The organism is Microbacterium soli (assembly GCF_039539005.1).
GTDB lineage: Bacteria > Actinomycetota > Actinomycetes > Actinomycetales > Microbacteriaceae > Microbacterium > Microbacterium soli.
On record NZ_BAABCP010000001.1, the window covers coordinates 226,309 to 241,125 of the forward strand.

Annotated in this window: 11 protein-coding genes; 3 read left to right on the forward strand and 8 right to left on the reverse strand. The window is 70.8% G+C overall.

Annotation, left to right across the window (positions count from 1 at the left end):
* The first annotated feature begins 95 nt into the window (after positions 1-95).
* On the forward strand, positions 96-1,301 hold the full coding sequence (gene metX, locus ABD770_RS01150) for a homoserine O-acetyltransferase MetX (RefSeq protein ID WP_344817656.1): 1,206 nt from the start codon (positions 96-98) through the stop codon (positions 1,299-1,301).
* Between the two features lie 39 nt (positions 1,302-1,340).
* On the opposite strand, the gene ABD770_RS01155 is transcribed toward metX, so the two are convergent.
* The 4 genes from ABD770_RS01155 to ABD770_RS01170 form a co-directional block, all read right to left on the reverse strand.
* A complete protein-coding gene (locus tag ABD770_RS01155) occupies positions 1,341-1,991 on the reverse strand; it encodes an NUDIX hydrolase (RefSeq protein WP_344817657.1) in 651 nt (216 codons plus the stop codon).
* Between the two features lie 6 nt (positions 1,992-1,997).
* Positions 1,998-2,315, reverse strand: coding sequence for a thiamine-binding protein (locus ABD770_RS01160; RefSeq protein ID WP_344817658.1), 318 nt, complete (start codon positions 2,313-2,315; stop codon positions 1,998-2,000).
* 24 nt (positions 2,316-2,339) lie between these two features.
* The gene (locus ABD770_RS01165; protein ID WP_344817659.1) at positions 2,340-3,578 is read right to left on the reverse strand and encodes a hypothetical protein; all 1,239 of its coding nucleotides are present in this window, start codon (positions 3,576-3,578) and stop codon (positions 2,340-2,342) included.
* A gap of 61 nt (positions 3,579-3,639) precedes the next feature.
* A complete protein-coding gene (locus ABD770_RS01170) occupies positions 3,640-4,482 on the reverse strand; it encodes an ADP-dependent NAD(P)H-hydrate dehydratase (protein WP_344819834.1) in 843 nt (280 codons plus the stop codon).
* Between the two features lie 51 nt (positions 4,483-4,533).
* Here ABD770_RS01170 and ABD770_RS01175 point away from each other — a divergent pair, with 51 nt between their 5' ends.
* Positions 4,534-5,601 carry an NADH:flavin oxidoreductase/NADH oxidase gene (locus tag ABD770_RS01175; protein WP_344817660.1) on the forward strand — a complete coding sequence of 356 codons (1,068 nt, stop codon included), beginning with the start codon at positions 4,534-4,536 and terminating at the stop codon, positions 5,599-5,601.
* A 51-nt stretch (positions 5,602-5,652) separates the two neighbouring features.
* Here the strand turns inward: ABD770_RS01175 and ABD770_RS01180 are convergent, their stop codons facing one another.
* The 3 genes from ABD770_RS01180 to guaB1 all read right to left on the reverse strand — a co-directional run bounded on the left by ABD770_RS01180 (position 5,653) and on the right by guaB1 (position 9,626).
* Positions 5,653-6,708 (reverse strand): hemolysin family protein, encoded by a 1,056-nt coding sequence (locus tag ABD770_RS01180; RefSeq protein ID WP_344817661.1) that lies wholly within the window; start codon positions 6,706-6,708, stop codon positions 5,653-5,655.
* Positions 6,705-8,030, reverse strand: a complete 1,326-nt coding sequence (locus ABD770_RS01185) for a hemolysin family protein (RefSeq protein WP_344819835.1) — start codon at positions 8,028-8,030, stop codon at positions 6,705-6,707. Before ABD770_RS01185 ends, ABD770_RS01180 begins: the two co-directional genes overlap by 4 nt.
* 135 nt (positions 8,031-8,165) lie before the next feature.
* Positions 8,166-9,626: a GMP reductase gene (guaB1, locus tag ABD770_RS01190; protein WP_344817662.1), complete on the reverse strand. Its 1,461-nt coding sequence runs from the start codon at positions 9,624-9,626 to the stop codon at positions 8,166-8,168.
* Between the two features lie 157 nt (positions 9,627-9,783).
* Between guaB1 and ABD770_RS01195 the strand changes: the two genes are divergently transcribed.
* On the forward strand, positions 9,784-13,437 hold the full coding sequence (locus ABD770_RS01195) for a multifunctional oxoglutarate decarboxylase/oxoglutarate dehydrogenase thiamine pyrophosphate-binding subunit/dihydrolipoyllysine-residue succinyltransferase subunit (RefSeq protein ID WP_344817663.1): 3,654 nt from the start codon (positions 9,784-9,786) through the stop codon (positions 13,435-13,437).
* Positions 13,438-13,507: 70 nt separating this feature from the next.
* On the opposite strand, the gene ABD770_RS01200 is transcribed toward ABD770_RS01195, so the two are convergent.
* Positions 13,508-14,800, reverse strand: a complete 1,293-nt coding sequence (locus tag ABD770_RS01200; RefSeq protein WP_344817664.1) for a GNAT family N-acetyltransferase — start codon at positions 14,798-14,800, stop codon at positions 13,508-13,510.
* Between the last annotated feature and the right edge of the window lie 17 nt (positions 14,801-14,817).

The following is a 14,817-nucleotide window of genomic DNA, read 5'->3' on the forward strand; positions in this document are numbered from 1 at the left end:
ACGCCGGATGCCTCGGACCGCCCGGTCCGGGGCATCCGGCGTCTGCGGCGTGTAACCTGCCCGCTCTCGACCGCGGCACCCGGGAGAATGGAGACATGGACTGGCAGACGACCCCGGAGGACACGGTGCCGTCGGCGCCCGTGACCGAAGCCGACGAGCGTCTGCTCCGGGCTCGGCCACCGGCCACGGGCGCCTGGCGCGACGGCGACCCCGCCGGGCATCGCCGCTTCACCTTCCTGGGCGACTTCCACACCGAGAACGGCGAGCACCTGCCGGCGACGAGGCTCGCCTGGGAGTCATGGGGCGAGCTGAACGAGGCGCGGGACAACGCCGTGCTGATCCTGCACGCTCTCACGGGCGACAGCCATGTGCGCGGCGAGGCGGGGGCCGGGCACCCCACCGCGGGATGGTGGGAGCAGGTGGTCGGTCCCGGTGCCGCCGTGGACACCGACCGCTGGTTCGTGATCGCCCCGAACATGCTCGGCGGATGTCAGGGGTCCACCGGCCCCGCGAGCGTCGCACCCGACGGGCGGGAATGGGCTTCCCGCTTCCCGTACCTGACGATCCGCGATCAGGTGACGGCGCAGATCCGGTTGGCGGATTCGCTCGGCATCGATCGCTGGGCGGCGGTGATCGGCGGTTCGATGGGGGGCATGCACGCGCTGGAGTGGGCCATCATGGAGCCGGAGCGCGTGCAGCGCCTGGGCGTGCTGTCCTCTCCCCCGGTGACCACGGCGGATCAGCTCGCCCTCAACTTCGTGCAGCTGGAGACCGTGCGGATGGACCCGCACTTCGCCGGCGGCGAGTACTACGACGCCGCGCTGGGCGAGGGCCCGCACCGAGGCCTGGCCCTGGCGCGCCGCATGGCGCTGCTGAACTACCGCAGCCCCATCGAGCTCAATCAGCGCTTCCAGCGCTCCTGGCAGTCCGGCGTCTCACCGCTGGGCCGCGGAGGGCGCTTCGCCGTGCAGTCGTACCTGGACTTCCACGGCAACAAGTTCACCCGCCGCTTCGACGCCAACAGCTACATCACGGTCGTCGAGGCGATGAACTCCCACGACATCGGCCGCGACCGCGGCGGCGTCGAGGAGGCGCTGCACACCATCACCGCCAAGACCCTCGTGCTGGGCATCGACAGCGACCGTCTGTTCCCCGTGGACGGGCAGCAGCGCATCGCACGCAGCATTCCCGGACTCATCGACGAGGAGGCGATCGTGCTGTCCAGCGACTTCGGCCACGACGGCTTCCTCATCGAGACCGACGAGGTCGGGATGCACCTGCGGCGTCTGCTGGACTCCTGAGCCCGCGCGGTCCGGCGCCGCGCCGGTCACCGGTCGCCCTCAGGTGCGCTGATACGTCCAGGGCGGGTCTCCCATCAGCAGTCGATGCCGTGCCCCCGCCGGCCCCGGCCGGTCGGGATGCTCCTCATCGCCCGCCCACATCACGATCCTTCCCCCGTCGGTCGTGCGCACGTGCGTGGCGAACAACGCGGGCTCCCGCACCGAGGTGAGTGCCTCGTCGACAGTGCGATGCGCGAGCAGTCCGTGCAGCGTCACCCAGGTCGGCGGCGCCAGCACGAGCGCACCGGAGGCATGCTCGGCCAGCGCACGCGCGGCCGTCAGCCACACGGCATCCGTGATCTCGCCGGGATTCACACGCACCTCGTCGCCACGATCCCTGGCGAGGAAGAACCAGGTGCGGAATCGCGCCGGCGCCTCGGCAGGCGGAATCCACCGCGAGAGCAGCGTCAGATCACGGATGCCGATGCCGGCCTCTTCACGGGTCTCGCGCACGGCGGCCCGCTGCGCGGCGACCGCCTCCGCGGGCTCTCCATCCCGGTCGGCCGGGTCGACGCTGCCGCCGGGGAACACCCAGGCGCCGGGGAACGACCCGGTCATCGGCCGGCGCAGCAGCAGCGTCTCGGGCCCCGCGCCCGCGTCGCGCAGCACCACCGCAGTGCCGGCGACACGGATCGGCGTGTCAGTGCCCACGTCCGCTCAGCCCTCTTCGGACGCGTCGATCGCCGCCTCGAGCCGCTGGATCTTGGCATCCAGTTCGCCGCTGTAGCCGGGGCGGATGTCGGCCTTGAGGACGAGGGACACGCGGGATCCGAACGGCATCACCGCTTCGGTCGCCTGCTTGACGACGCCCATCACGGTGTCCCAGTCCGGCCCCTCGATCTCGGTGAACATGCTCGTGGTGCGGTGCGCGAGGCCCGACTGGCGCACCACGCGGACGGCGGCGGCGACCGCGTCGTGGACGGAGTCGCCGGAGCGGCCGTTGCCTGAGGGGGCGACTGAGAATGCGACGAGCATGGGATACCTCCGGATTCGTTGGGTTCAGCGCGTGACGCGGCTGCGCACGGGCGGTGTCGGGGTGCGCACGACGGCGCGCACCCCATGGACGAGAAGGACGATGAGCAGCAGGTTGCGCACGGTGAGGACGAGCACAGCGCCCGGCGCGGCCTGCAGCAGCTGATCATAGACGAGGGGGTAGACGCAGAAGGTGAGCGCGCACAGCAGCGCCACGAGCACCATCGCCGTCCGTGCGCGCGGTCTGTCGTAGACGATCCACAGGAGGACCGGCACGATCAGCCAGGTCTGGAACTGCGGGGAGCCGACCTTGTTGGTGACGATCAGCCCAGCCACGAGCGCCAGCGAGAGCGGCGGCAGCAGTCGCTGCCATGCCGTGCCCCGGCGGGCGCGCAGGACGCCGAGCAGGAGGATGCCCGCGGTGACCAGGACCATGACGGGCGTCAGGGCGGCGGAGACCGCCTCGGCGCCCGGTGCGGAGATCTGGAACGTGAGGATCTCATGGCTGTACTCGATCCGCGCGCTCCCCGCCATGGCGAGCCAGAGGAACCCGGTCGCCGCGACCGCCTCGAGCTGCAGACCACGACCGGTCTGCGCGGTGAGGAACCCGAGGACGTGCTCCCCCGCGCCGAGCAGCAGCAGGACGCCGACGACCACGACCGTGACGGTCGCCGACGCCACGAGCACGTCCCTGACGCGGCGACCGGCTGCGAGGGCCGCCAGCACGATGGCTCCGGGCCAGACCTTCACCCATGCGCCGATGGCCAGCAGCACGGTCCCGGTGCGAGGGCGACGAGCCAGCCACAGACCGCCCACGAGGGCCACCGGCACGGTGATCGCGTCGATCCGATACAGTGCGACGGGTCCGAGCAGCAGCAGCGCCGTCGCCCAGAACCACGCCGCCATCCGCCGCCGTCTCGTTCCGCCGTCGCGCACCAGCACGGCGAACCCCAGCAGGTCGCACGCCGTGACCAGCACCGCCCAGCCCACCAAGTAGCCGCCCTGCGGTCCGAGCACGACCCCCAGCGGCACGGCCGGCAGCTGGGCGAGCAGCATGGGCAGCAGCGCCAGCTGAGGATAGACCCACTCCTCCGTGACGCCCATGACGGGGCCGCCGGCGAGCGCCGAAGCGGTCCACGGCCGGTAGACCAGCACGACATCGCCCATGGGCTGGGCGGACAGCACCCACCCGAGCCATGCCGTCACGACGTGCACGGCGATGAAGACGCTCCACAGCACGGCGGTGCGGGCCCGTCTGCGCATCATCGTGCCCTCCGGCATCCGCGCCCCGGGTGCGCTCCCGCTCGCCGGCGGCGGCGCGGCGCCCTCACGCGATCAGCTCCGCGATCGCCGCGGGCAGCGCCTCCGCCACGTCCATCGCGACGATGGGATGCCCGACGGCCCCGTCGCGCGCGCCGGATGCGATGGCAGCGGCGAACCCGTGCAGCCAGGCCGCCGCCGCCGCGACCTCCTCGTGCGGACGGCCCGGGGCGGCCGCCAGCAGCGTGCCGAGGATGCCCGCCAGCACATCACCCGTCCCCGCGGTGGCGAGCCAGGCCGGGGCATCGGTCACGGCGATCGTGCGACCGTCCGGCGAGGCGATGAGGGTGCGCGCCCCCTTGCACAGCACGACGGCGTGCAGCATCCGCGCGACCTCGATGCTCGCCGCCGCCCGGTGCTCGGGAGATCCGGAGGCGGCCTCCTGCGGGCGGGCGATGCCGAGCTGTTCGCACAGCCTGTCCAGCTCCCCGCCGTGCGGGGTGAGGACCAGGGGCGCGACGGCCTCCTGCGCGAGGTCCAGCGCCCCCGCGTCCACCACGACCGGCGTCCGGCCCGAGAGCACCCGTCTCAGCGCGGTCTGCTCGTGCTCGCTGCGATGCGCGGCGTCCGTCCCCGAGCCGATGACCCATGCACCCACCCGCGTGCGGCCGATCTCGTCACCGACGACGGTCTCCGGACGGCGCGCCAGCACGGCATCCGGCGCCCCTCCCAGGTAGCGGACGTACCCGGCACCCGTGCGCCAGGCGGCCTCCACGCCCAGCACCGCCGCCCCCGGATAGGCCGCCGACCCCGTGCGCAGCGCGACCACCCCGCGGCTGTACTTGTCATCGGCGGCGGTGGGGATGCGCAGGACAGCCGCGGTGTCCGCCATCGTCCACTCCCGGATCATGATCTCCACGCTAGCGCTCCCTTCCGCACGCGCACCCGGTAGCGTCGACGTGTGACCACGCTGTTCTCGCCTCTGACGCTCCGCTCCCGAACCTTCCGCAACCGCCTGTGGGTGTCGCCCATGTGCATGTACAGCGCCGTGGACGGCGTGCCGCAGCGCTGGCACCGCACCCACCTGGCCCAGTTCGCCTCCGGCGGCGCGGGGCTCATCATGGCGGAGGCCACGGCGGTCGTCGCGGAGGGCCGGATCTCCCCCCGGGACACGGGGCTGTGGACCGAGCAGCAGCGTGCGGCGTGGTCTGAGATCGTCGACGACGTGCACGAGCGCGGTGGTCTGCTGGGGGTGCAGCTCGCGCACGCCGGACGCATGGCGTCCACCTGGTGGCCGTGGGCGGATCAGCGCGGGTCCGTGCCGGTGTCCGAGGGAGGGTGGGCGACCGTCGCGCCGTCTGCGATCGCCTTCGACGACTATGCCGAGCCCGCCGCCCTCGACGTCGACGGTATCGAGCGCGTGGTCGCCGGGTTCGCGGAGGCTGCCCGCCGCGCCGTGCAGGCCGGGTTCGACGTTCTCGAGGTGCACGGCGCGCACGGATACCTGCTGCACGAGTTCCTGTCCCCGCTGTCGAACGCGCGCACCGACGAGTACGGCGGGTCGCTGCCGAATCGTGCGCGCCTGCTACTGCGCGCGGTGCGGGCCGTGCGGGAATCGGCCGGGGAGGCGCTGCCGGTGTTCGTGCGACTGTCGGCCACCGACTACGCCGACGGCGGTTTCACCCCCGAGGAGGCCGCGCAGGTCGGACTGTGGGCGGTGGATGCCGGGGCGGATCTCATCGACGTGTCCAGCGGCGGCATCGTCCCGCGGCCGAGGATCGACTATCGCCCCGGCTATCAGGTGCCGTTCGCCGCGACGATCAGGGAGGGCGGCGTGCCGACGGCGGCGGTCGGTCTCATCACGAGTGCCCGACAGGCTCAGGAGGTGCTGGACGGCGGGGCCGCGGATGCCGTCTTCGCGGGCCGCGAATGGCTGCGCGACCCGCACTTCGCCCTGCGTGCCGCGCACGAGCTGCACGTGCAGGCCGACTGGCCGCCGCAGTACCTGCGCGCGCGCTGGCGGGACTGAGCCGGGGTCGCCGCGCACGGCCCCGGCGCGAGCCCCGTGCGTCCGGCCCGGTCAGCGGCCGTATCCGCGGCGCGTGGCGTCCTGCACCTCGCCCACGAGTTCCTCGAGGACGTCCTCCAGGAACAGCACTGCCGTCACCGTGCCCGCTCCGTCCCGGACCTTGGCGAGGTGCCTGCCGGCATTGCGCATGGCGGCCAGCGCATCCTCCAGGTCGGTGTCCTCCTGCACGGGCACCATGTGGTTGATCCGCTTGGCGGGCAGCTGCGCGTCCTGCTGAGCGCCGGCGTCCTCGGAGACGCGCAGCACGTCCTTCAGGTGCACGTACCCGACCGGTGTCCGATCCTCGTCCACGATCACGTACCGCGAGAAGCCGTAGCGGGCGACCGCGCGCTCCACGTCCGCGGGCGTGGCCGTCTCCGGCAGGGTGATCAGCTCCGTCATCGGCACCGCGATGTCCCGCGCCTTCTTGTCGGTGAACTCGACGACGGCGGCGACCGTCCCCGATGCGTCGTCCAGCACGCCCTCCCGGCGTGAGCGTGCCACGATCGTGGCGACCTCGTCGATCGTGAACGTCGAGGACGCCTCGCTCTTCGGCTCGACGCGGAACAGCCGCAGCGCCGCATTGGCCATGGCGTTCAGCGCGCTGATCACAGGTCGGAACACGCGGGAGATCCACACCAGCGGCGGCGCGAGGAGCAGCACCGCACGATCGGGCATCGAGAATGCGAGGTTCTTGGGGACCATCTCCCCGAACACCACGTGCAGGAACGACACCAGCGCCAGCGTGATCACGAACGCGGTGACGGAGATCATCCCGTCGGCCCAGCCCAGCGCTCGCATGGGCACCTCGAGCAGGTGGTGGATCGCCGGCTCGGAGACGTTGAGGATCAGCAGGGAGCAGATCGTGATGCCCAGCTGGGATGTCGCCAGCATGAGGGTCGCATGCTCCATCGCGTACAGCGCGGTCTTCGCGCTGTGCACGCCGCGCTCGGCGATCGGCTCGATCTGCGAGCGTCGCGCGGAGACGACCGCGAACTCACCGCCGACGAAGAACGCGTTCGCCAGCAGCAGCACGATCAGCCAGACCAGGCCCGTCCAGTCGCTCACCGGTCCGTCTCCGTCCCGTCGTCGGTGGCGGGTGCGGGGTCGGGCACGTAGCGCACACGGTCGACGCGGCGGCCGTCCATGCGGACGACGGTGAGCGCACCGCTGTCCACCCGCACCTCGTCGCCGGGCACCGGCACGCGCTCGAGCACGCTCATCATGTAGCCGCCGACCGTGTCGTAGACCTCGCCCTCGGGCACCTCGATGTCCGTGCGTGCGAGCAGCTCGTCAGGCCGCAGCTCACCCGGGAAGGTGATCGACCCGGCGTGGCGGACGATGCCCGCGCGCGAGCGGTCGTGCTCGTCGAACACCTCTCCGACGATCTCCTCGATGAGGTCCTCCAGGGTGACGATGCCCGCCGTGCCGCCGTACTCGTCGACGACGACGGCCATCTGATACCCCTTCGAGCGCAGCTCCGCGACCAGCACGTCCAGGTGCACCGTCTCCGGCACTCGCAGCGGTTCGGTGCTCAGCGCGCCGACCGGCACTTCGAGGCGCTTCTCGCGCGGTACCGAGATCGCCGCCTTCAGATGCACGACCCCGGTGATGTCATCGAGATCGTCGTCGTAGACGGGGAACCGGCTGTGACCCGTGCTACGCGCGAGACGGATGACGTCATCCGCCGAGTCGCCGACGGAGATCGCGTGCATGCTGGGCCGCGGAGTCATGATGTCGTCGGCGGTGAGCCGGGCGAACGTCAGGCTGCGGTCCAGCAGGGTCGCGGTGTCCTCCTCGAGCACGCCCTGACTGGCCGAGCGGCGCACGAGCGATGACAGCTCCTCCGCGCTGCGCGCACCGGAGAGCTCCTCCTTCGGCTCGATGCCGACCGCGCGCAGCACGGCGTTCGCGCTGCCGTTGAGCGCCAGCACGGCGGGCTTGAAGACCAGGGTGAAGGCGGTCTGCAGCGGAATGACGAGCTTCGCCGTCTGCACGGGCAGGGCGAGCGCGAAGTTCTTCGGCACCAACTCGCCGAGGATCATCGACAGGAAGGTGGCGACCAGCATCGCCACGGTGACCGAGACCGGAGCAGCCGCCTCCGGCGGCACCCCCCAGACCCGCAGAAGCGGTGCGAGCATCGTCGAGATGGCCGGTTCCATCGTGTATCCGGTGAGCAGCGTCGTCAGCGTGATCCCGAGCTGCGCCGAGGAGAGGTGCGTGGAGGTCACCTTCAGTGCGCGGATCGTGAGGAGCAGTCGGAGTTCGCCGCGCGCCCTGCGCGCCTCGAGCTCGGCGCGATCGAGATTGACCAGGGCGAACTCGCTGGCGACGAAGATCCCCGTGCCGACGATGAGCAGGAGCCCCACGCCCAGCAGCAGATATTCCATCAGCTGGCTGCCTCGCGCGGTGCGGGAGGCGGGCAGTGGGGCGATGTACTGCAAGAAGGAGGGTCGTCCATAGTGCGCATGATCCTATCGAACCCCGCTGGGAGCAAGGCCGGGATGAATCCGTGGGACGGGGGCTCACCAACCGACCGGCAGCGCCTTGCCCTCCTCGTACCCCGACGCGGACTGCAGGCCCACGAGAGCGCGGTCGTGGAATTCCGCCACCGTCGACGCTCCCGCATACGTGAACGAGGAGCGCACGCCCGCCGTGATCATGTCCACGAGGTCCTCCACGCCGGGGCGCAGCGGGTCCAGGTAGATCATGGACGAGGAGATGCCCTCGGCGAAGAGCTCCTTCCGCGCCCGCTCGTAGGGATCGAGGCGCTCGAATCTCGCCTGCACGGCCTTGGTGGAGGCCATCCCCCAGGACTCCTTGTACACGCGTCCCTCGGCGTCGTGCAGCAGCTCTCCCGGAGCCTCGATCGTGCCCGCGAACCAGGAGCCGATCATCACCGAGGAGGCGCCCGCCGCCAGTGCCAGCGCGACGTCGCGCGGATAGCGGACCCCGCCGTCCGCCCACACGTGCGCGCCCAGCTCCCTCGCCGCCGCGGCGGTCTCCAGCACGGCGGAGAACTGCGGACGCCCGACGGCCGTCATCATGCGGGTGGTGCACATCGCCCCGGGCCCGACGCCCACCTTCAGGATGCTTGCGCCCGCGCGCACCAGGTCGTGCACGGCGTCGGAGGTGACGACGTTGCCCGCGACGATCGGGATGCCCAGGTCGAGCCGCGCGACGGCCTCCAGCGCGCGCAGCATGCCCTCCTGATGGCCGTGCGCCGTGTCGACGACCAGCACGTCCACTCCGGCGGACGCCAGGGCCGCGGACTTGCCCGCCACATCGCCGTTGATGCCCACGGCCGCCGCCACGGCGAGGCGCCCGTCGGTGTCGACAGCGGGCCGGTAGAGGCTTGAGCGCAGCGCGGTGCGCGGCGTGAGCGTGCCCACCACCTGGCCGCGTTCGAGCATCAGCACGATCTCGGCGTCCGCCGCGTCGACGGCGTCGAAGGCCGCACGCCCCTCGCCGATGTCCTCCGTGGAGATCGCAATCGGCTCGGAATGCACGAGGTCGCCCAGCGCGGCGTCCGGCAGCGCCGTCGCGAGACGGGGCGCGGCCAGGACCCCCACCACGTCCTCGCGCCGCAGTTCCTCTGCACCCCGCTGCTCGGCGACGACGATGCCCCGACCGGGCAGCGCGGGCAGCAGCCGCAGCGCGTCGGCGACGGCGGCGCGCGGCGAGAGCACCAGCGGAGTGTCCCAGCGCACCGGCTGGCGCTTGACCCAGCGGATGGCCGCATCCAGCTCCTGCAGCGGCAGGTCCTGCGGAAGCACGCCGAGCCCGCCGCGTCTGGCGAGAGTCGCGGCCAGGCGCGGCCCCGTCACGGAGTTCATGTTCGCGGCGACCAGCGGCACGGTCGCGGGCGTGCCGTCGCCGGGCGCCAGATCGACCTGGAGACGGCTGTCGACAGCCGAACGCCGTGGCACCAGGAACACATCCGAATACGTCAGATCCACCGCGGGTCGCTCACCGGAGAACTTCATATCGTCACGCTACCCCGACGCACCTCCCGAACCGCCTGGCGAGAGCGCATTCCCCACCCGATTGGCATTAGGCTTGATGACTGTTACGTGTGCGATTCGACGCGCTCTCACCGTCGAGCCGCATTCACAGCTTCAGTGAGGAAAGAGGCGGTAAAGCGTGTCGAACCAGGTGACCGGCGTCGGCGGCGACGGGGCGTTCGGAGCCAACTCCTGGCTTGTGGACGAGTTGTACGAGCAGTTCAAGCAGGATCGCAACTCCGTCGACAAGGAGTGGTGGCCGGTCCTGGAGAACTACACCCCGGATGCAGCCGCTTCCGCGGCACCCGCCCAGCCGGCCAATCCCGTGACCGCACCGATTCCGGTGATCGGCGCGCAGCCGGTGGCGCGCACAACGGCCAAGCCGGCCAAGCAGGCCCCCATCCCCGCGCAGGCGCCTCAGCCGCAGGCCAAGGAGGAGCCCACCGGCGCGGAGGACACCGTGACCACGCTGCGCGGCATGCCCAAGACCCTCGCGGCGAACATGGACCAGTCGCTGACGGTCCCCACCGCCACCAGCGCACGCACCATCCCCGCGAAGCTGATGATCGACAACCGCATCGTCATCAACAACCACATGTCCCGCACCCGCGGAGGCAAGGTGAGCTTCACCCACCTCATCGGTTGGGCACTGATCCAGACGCTCAAGGAGTTCCCCAGCCAGAACGTGTTCTACGCGGAGGTCGACGGCAAGCCCTCCGTCGTCGCTCCCGCGCACGTGAACCTCGGCATCGCCGTCGACGTCCCCAAGCCCGACGGCACCCGTGCACTTCTGGTGCCCAGCATCAAGCGCGCCGACACGATGACCTTCGGCGAGTACCTGACCGCATATGAGGACATCATCGCGCGTGCCCGCGGCAACAAGCTCACCGCGGCCGACTTCGCGGGCACGACGATCTCCCTCACCAACCCGGGTGGGATCGGCACCGTGCACTCGGTGCCCCGCCTGATGAAGGGCCAGGGCTGCATCATCGGCGCCGGAGCGCTGGACTACCCGGCCGAGTTCCAGGGTTCGAGCCCCAAGACGCTCACCGAGCTGGGCATCGGCAAGGTCATCACGCTGACGAGCACCTACGACCACCGCGTCATCCAGGGCGCCGGATCCGGAGAGTTCCTCAAGAAGGTCCACGAACTGCTCATCGGCGAGCGCGGCTTCTACGACGACATCTTCGCGGCTCTGCGCATCCCCTATCAGCCGATCCGCTGGAACGCCGACATCGCCGTCGACCTCGCCGAGCGCGTGGACAAGCAGTCCCGAGTGCAGGAGCTCATCAACTCGTACCGCGTGCGCGGGCATCTGATGGCCGACATCGATCCTCTCGAGTACGTGCAGCGATCGCATCCGGACCTGGAGATCGAGAGTCACGGCCTGACCTTCTGGGATCTGGACCGCGAGTTCGTCACGGGCGGCTTCGGCGGCAAGCGCGTGATGAAACTGCGTGACATCCTCGGCGTGCTGCGGGACTCGTACTGCCGCACCCTCGGCATCGAGTACATGCACATCCAGGACCCCGAGCAGCGTCGCTGGTTCCAGGAGAAGCTCGAGGTGAAGTACGTCAAGCCCGGCCACGACGAGCAGCTCCGTGTGCTGAGCAAGCTCAACGAGGCCGAGGCCTTCGAGACCTTCCTTCAGACGAAGTTCGTCGGCCAGAAGCGCTTCTCACTCGAGGGCGGCGAATCGCTGATCCCGCTGCTGGACGAGATCCTCCGAGGGGCCGCAGCCGCGGGGCTCGACGGCGCCGCCATCGGCATGGCGCACCGCGGCCGGCTGAATGTGCTCACCAACATCGCGGGCAAGACCTACGGCCAGGTGTTCCGCGAGTTCGAGGGGTCGCTGACCCCCGGCAACCAGCGCGGCTCGGGCGACGTCAAGTACCACCTCGGCACCGAGGGCACCTTCGTCTCCGAGGACGGCGCGGAACTGCCCGTGCATCTGGCCGCCAACCCGTCGCACCTGGAGACCGTCGACGGCGTCCTGGAGGGCATCGTCCGTGCCAAGCAGGACCGCAAGCCGATCGGCACCTTCACCTGGCTGCCCATCCTCGTCCATGGCGACGCGGCGTTCGCCGGTCAGGGCGTCGTGGTCGAGACCCTGCAGCTCTCCCAGCTGCGCGGCTACCGCACCGGCGGCACCGTGCACATCGTCGTCAACAACCAGGTCGGCTTCACGACGCTGCCGACCGACTCGCGCACGTCGGTGTACGCGACCGACGTGGCGAAGACCATCCAGGCGCCCATCTTCCACGTCAACGGCGACGACCCGGAGTCCGTCATCCATGTCGCCCGGCTCGCGTTCGAATACCGCGAGCGCTTCCACCGCGACGTCGTGATCGACCTGGTCTGCTACCGCCGACGCGGCCACAACGAGGGCGACGACCCGTCGATGACCCAGCCGCTGATGACCGACCTGATCCAGGCCAAGCGGTCGGTGCGCAAGCTGTACACCGAGGCTCTCGTGGGACGCGGGGACATCACCCAGGAGGAGTACGACCAGGCGAAGGCCGACTTCCAGCGCCGTCTGGAGGCCGCGTTCGCGGAGACGCACGCTGCCGAGACCGGCGCGACACCGATCGCTCCGGAGCTCACACCCGTCGACGAGCAGGTCGGCTCCCCCGAGGTCACCGGCGTGCCCGTCGAGGTCGTGCATCTCATCGGCGACGCCCACGCGAACAAGCCCGACGGCTTCACCGTGCACCCCAAGCTGCAGCAGCAGCTCGACAAACGCGTGACGATGAGCCGCGAGGGCAACATCGACTGGGGCTTCGGAGAGCTGCTGGCCTTCGGCTCCCTGCTCGTGGAGGGCACGCCCGTCCGGCTGGCCGGCCAGGACTCGCGCCGCGGCACGTTCGTGCAGCGTCACGCCGTGCTGCACGACCGCAAGAACGGTCAGGAGTGGCTGCCGCTCACGAACCTGTCCGCGGCGCAGGCCCGTTTCTTCGTGTACGACTCGCTGTTGAGCGAGTACGCGGCGCTGGGCTTCGAGTACGGCTACTCGGTGGAGAACACCGAGGCGCTGGTGCTGTGGGAAGCGCAGTTCGGCGACTTCGTCAACGGCGCGCAGTCGATCATCGACGAGTACGTCTCCTCCGCCGAGCAGAAGTGGGGTCAGCAGTCCGGCCTCGTCCTGCTCCTGCCGCACGGCTACGAGGGTCAGGGGCCGGACCACTCCTCGGCACGCATGGAGCGCTTCCTGCAGCTGTGCGCGCAGGACAACATGATCGTCACGCGGCCGTCCACACCCGCCTCGTACTTCCATCTGCTGCGGCGCCAGGCCTACGCCCGGCCGCGTAAGCCGCTGATCGTCTTCACCCCGAAGGCGATGCTGCGCATGCGCGGTGCGACCAGCCAGGTCGAGGACTTCACGCAGGGCCGCTTCGAGCCGGTCATCGACGACGACCGCGGTCTGGATCGCAGCGCCGTCAAGCGCGTGATCGTGCACTCGGGCAAGATCCACTGGGACCTCGTCAGCGAGCTGAACAAGAACCCGAACCCCGAGATCGCCCTGGTCCGTCTGGAGCAGTTCTACCCGACGCCCATCGACGCGCTCAAGAGGATCACGGATTCGTACCCGAACGCCGAGCTGGTGTGGGCGCAGGATGAGCCGGAGAACCAGGGGGCGTGGCCGTTCCTGGCCATGGCGTTCGCCGACGTCCCCGGCGACCGCCGGTTCCGCGCCGTGTCGCGGCCGGAGGCCGCCTCCCCCGCCACCGGCTCGTCGAAGGTCCACGCCGGCGAGCAGGCCGCCCTGCTCGCCGAGGCGCTGACGCTGAACTGATCGCACACGCCCTTCGCCGGGTGCTGCTGGCTGAAGGAGCACCCGGCACAGTGCTCGTCGAGCGGTCGGTTCAATACCAGATGCCGAGAAGGGGCGCCGGATCCGTGCTGAAGGCGTGGCCGAGCGCGGCGATCGTCACCTCATCGCCGTCGATCAGGCCCGCTGCCGCCAGTCGGGACAGCGATTCGCCTCCGGCGTACACGGCCGACAGCGCGGAGACCGCGAGAACGGCCTGCGGCTCGGCATCCGTCGCCGTCACCGTCGCCCGACCGTCATCACCGACCTGCACCCGCCACGTCCCCTCGGCGAATCCCAGCGGGTCCCGGACCCGCAGTACCGCGTCCAGCGGCGCGCGGAAGCGGCGCGCCTGCAGCGCCGCCCGCACGTCGAGGATCCGCAGCCAGCCGTGGTCGTGGACCTCGACGGTCACCGCGCGCTGGTCGACGACCAGCCAGGGCAGCGGGTCGTCCACGGGCCGCAGGTCGACGACGGCACGGTCGACGAGATCGTGCTGCACGACGAAGCGCCACAACGCGCGCAGCGCGTCATCCGTCGTCGAAACCAGGACCCGGATGCGCATCTCGAAGCGGAATGTCCCCGGCACCTCCACGAGGGTGTACGTCATCGCGCCGCATACGGTGCCGTCGGCGTCGATGCAGCGCACGCCGCGGACCGCCGCGCCGTCGCCGTCGCCGTCCTGGAGGCCCGCCAGCTGGACCCAGCGCTGCGGCCATCCCGGGATCTGACCCGAGCGCACCGGGCGCGACTGTTCCTGCAGCGCCGAGAGGTCGTCTGCGACGGTCCGTCTGTCGGCGTACACGACGCGCGCCCGCGGCGTCGGCCCCGCCCACCCGGCCCGCCGGGTGTCGACGGTGAAGCGTGCGACGGGAACAGCCGACCCGAAGCCGTAGCGGCCGTAGATGGTCGCCTCGGAGACGGTCAGTCCCGCCACCGGGACGCCGCCGGAGGCGGCCGTGCGCAACTCGCCCTCCAACAGCGCTCGCGCGATACCCCGACGCCGGTGCGTCCCCGCGACGGTCACCGCGCTGATCGCCCACAGGGGCACCTCGCCGCCGGGGACCGTCAGAGGTGCCACCCAGGAGCTGACGGTGCCGATGGGCCAGCCGTCCGCGGCATCGTCGAAGACGCCGATGCTGCGACGCTCGCGGATCATCTCCCGTCTCTGCGCCACGGCCTCGACCGACGGGTCCGGCTCGAGGAACCCGCGAGCGTCCGCGCGCAGGAAACCCTCGACATCTGCATCCGACGACGTGTCGATCAGCCGGTACGTCAGGCCCCTCTCCGCCAGTCTGCGGAACGACTCGGGGTCGACGGGGACAGTGCGGTCTTCCGCTGCGCTCATCGCACCAGACTACGACC

Coding starts and splice junctions, on each gene's coding strand:
- metX (WP_344817656.1), top strand. CDS start 96: ATGGACTGGCAGACGACCCCGGAGGACACGGTGCCGTCGGCGCCCGTG.
- ABD770_RS01160 (WP_344817658.1), bottom strand. CDS start 2,315: ATGCTCGTCGCATTCTCAGTCGCCCCCTCAGGCAACGGCCGCTCCGGC.
- ABD770_RS01165 (WP_344817659.1), bottom strand. CDS start 3,578: ATGATGCGCAGACGGGCCCGCACCGCCGTGCTGTGGAGCGTCTTCATC.
- ABD770_RS01170 (WP_344819834.1), bottom strand. CDS start 4,482: ATGATCCGGGAGTGGACGATGGCGGACACCGCGGCTGTCCTGCGCATC.
- ABD770_RS01185 (WP_344819835.1), bottom strand. CDS start 8,030: ATGGAATATCTGCTGCTGGGCGTGGGGCTCCTGCTCATCGTCGGCACG.
- guaB1 (WP_344817662.1), bottom strand. CDS start 9,626: ATGAAGTTCTCCGGTGAGCGACCCGCGGTGGATCTGACGTATTCGGAT.
- ABD770_RS01200 (WP_344817664.1), bottom strand. CDS start 14,800: ATGAGCGCAGCGGAAGACCGCACTGTCCCCGTCGACCCCGAGTCGTTC.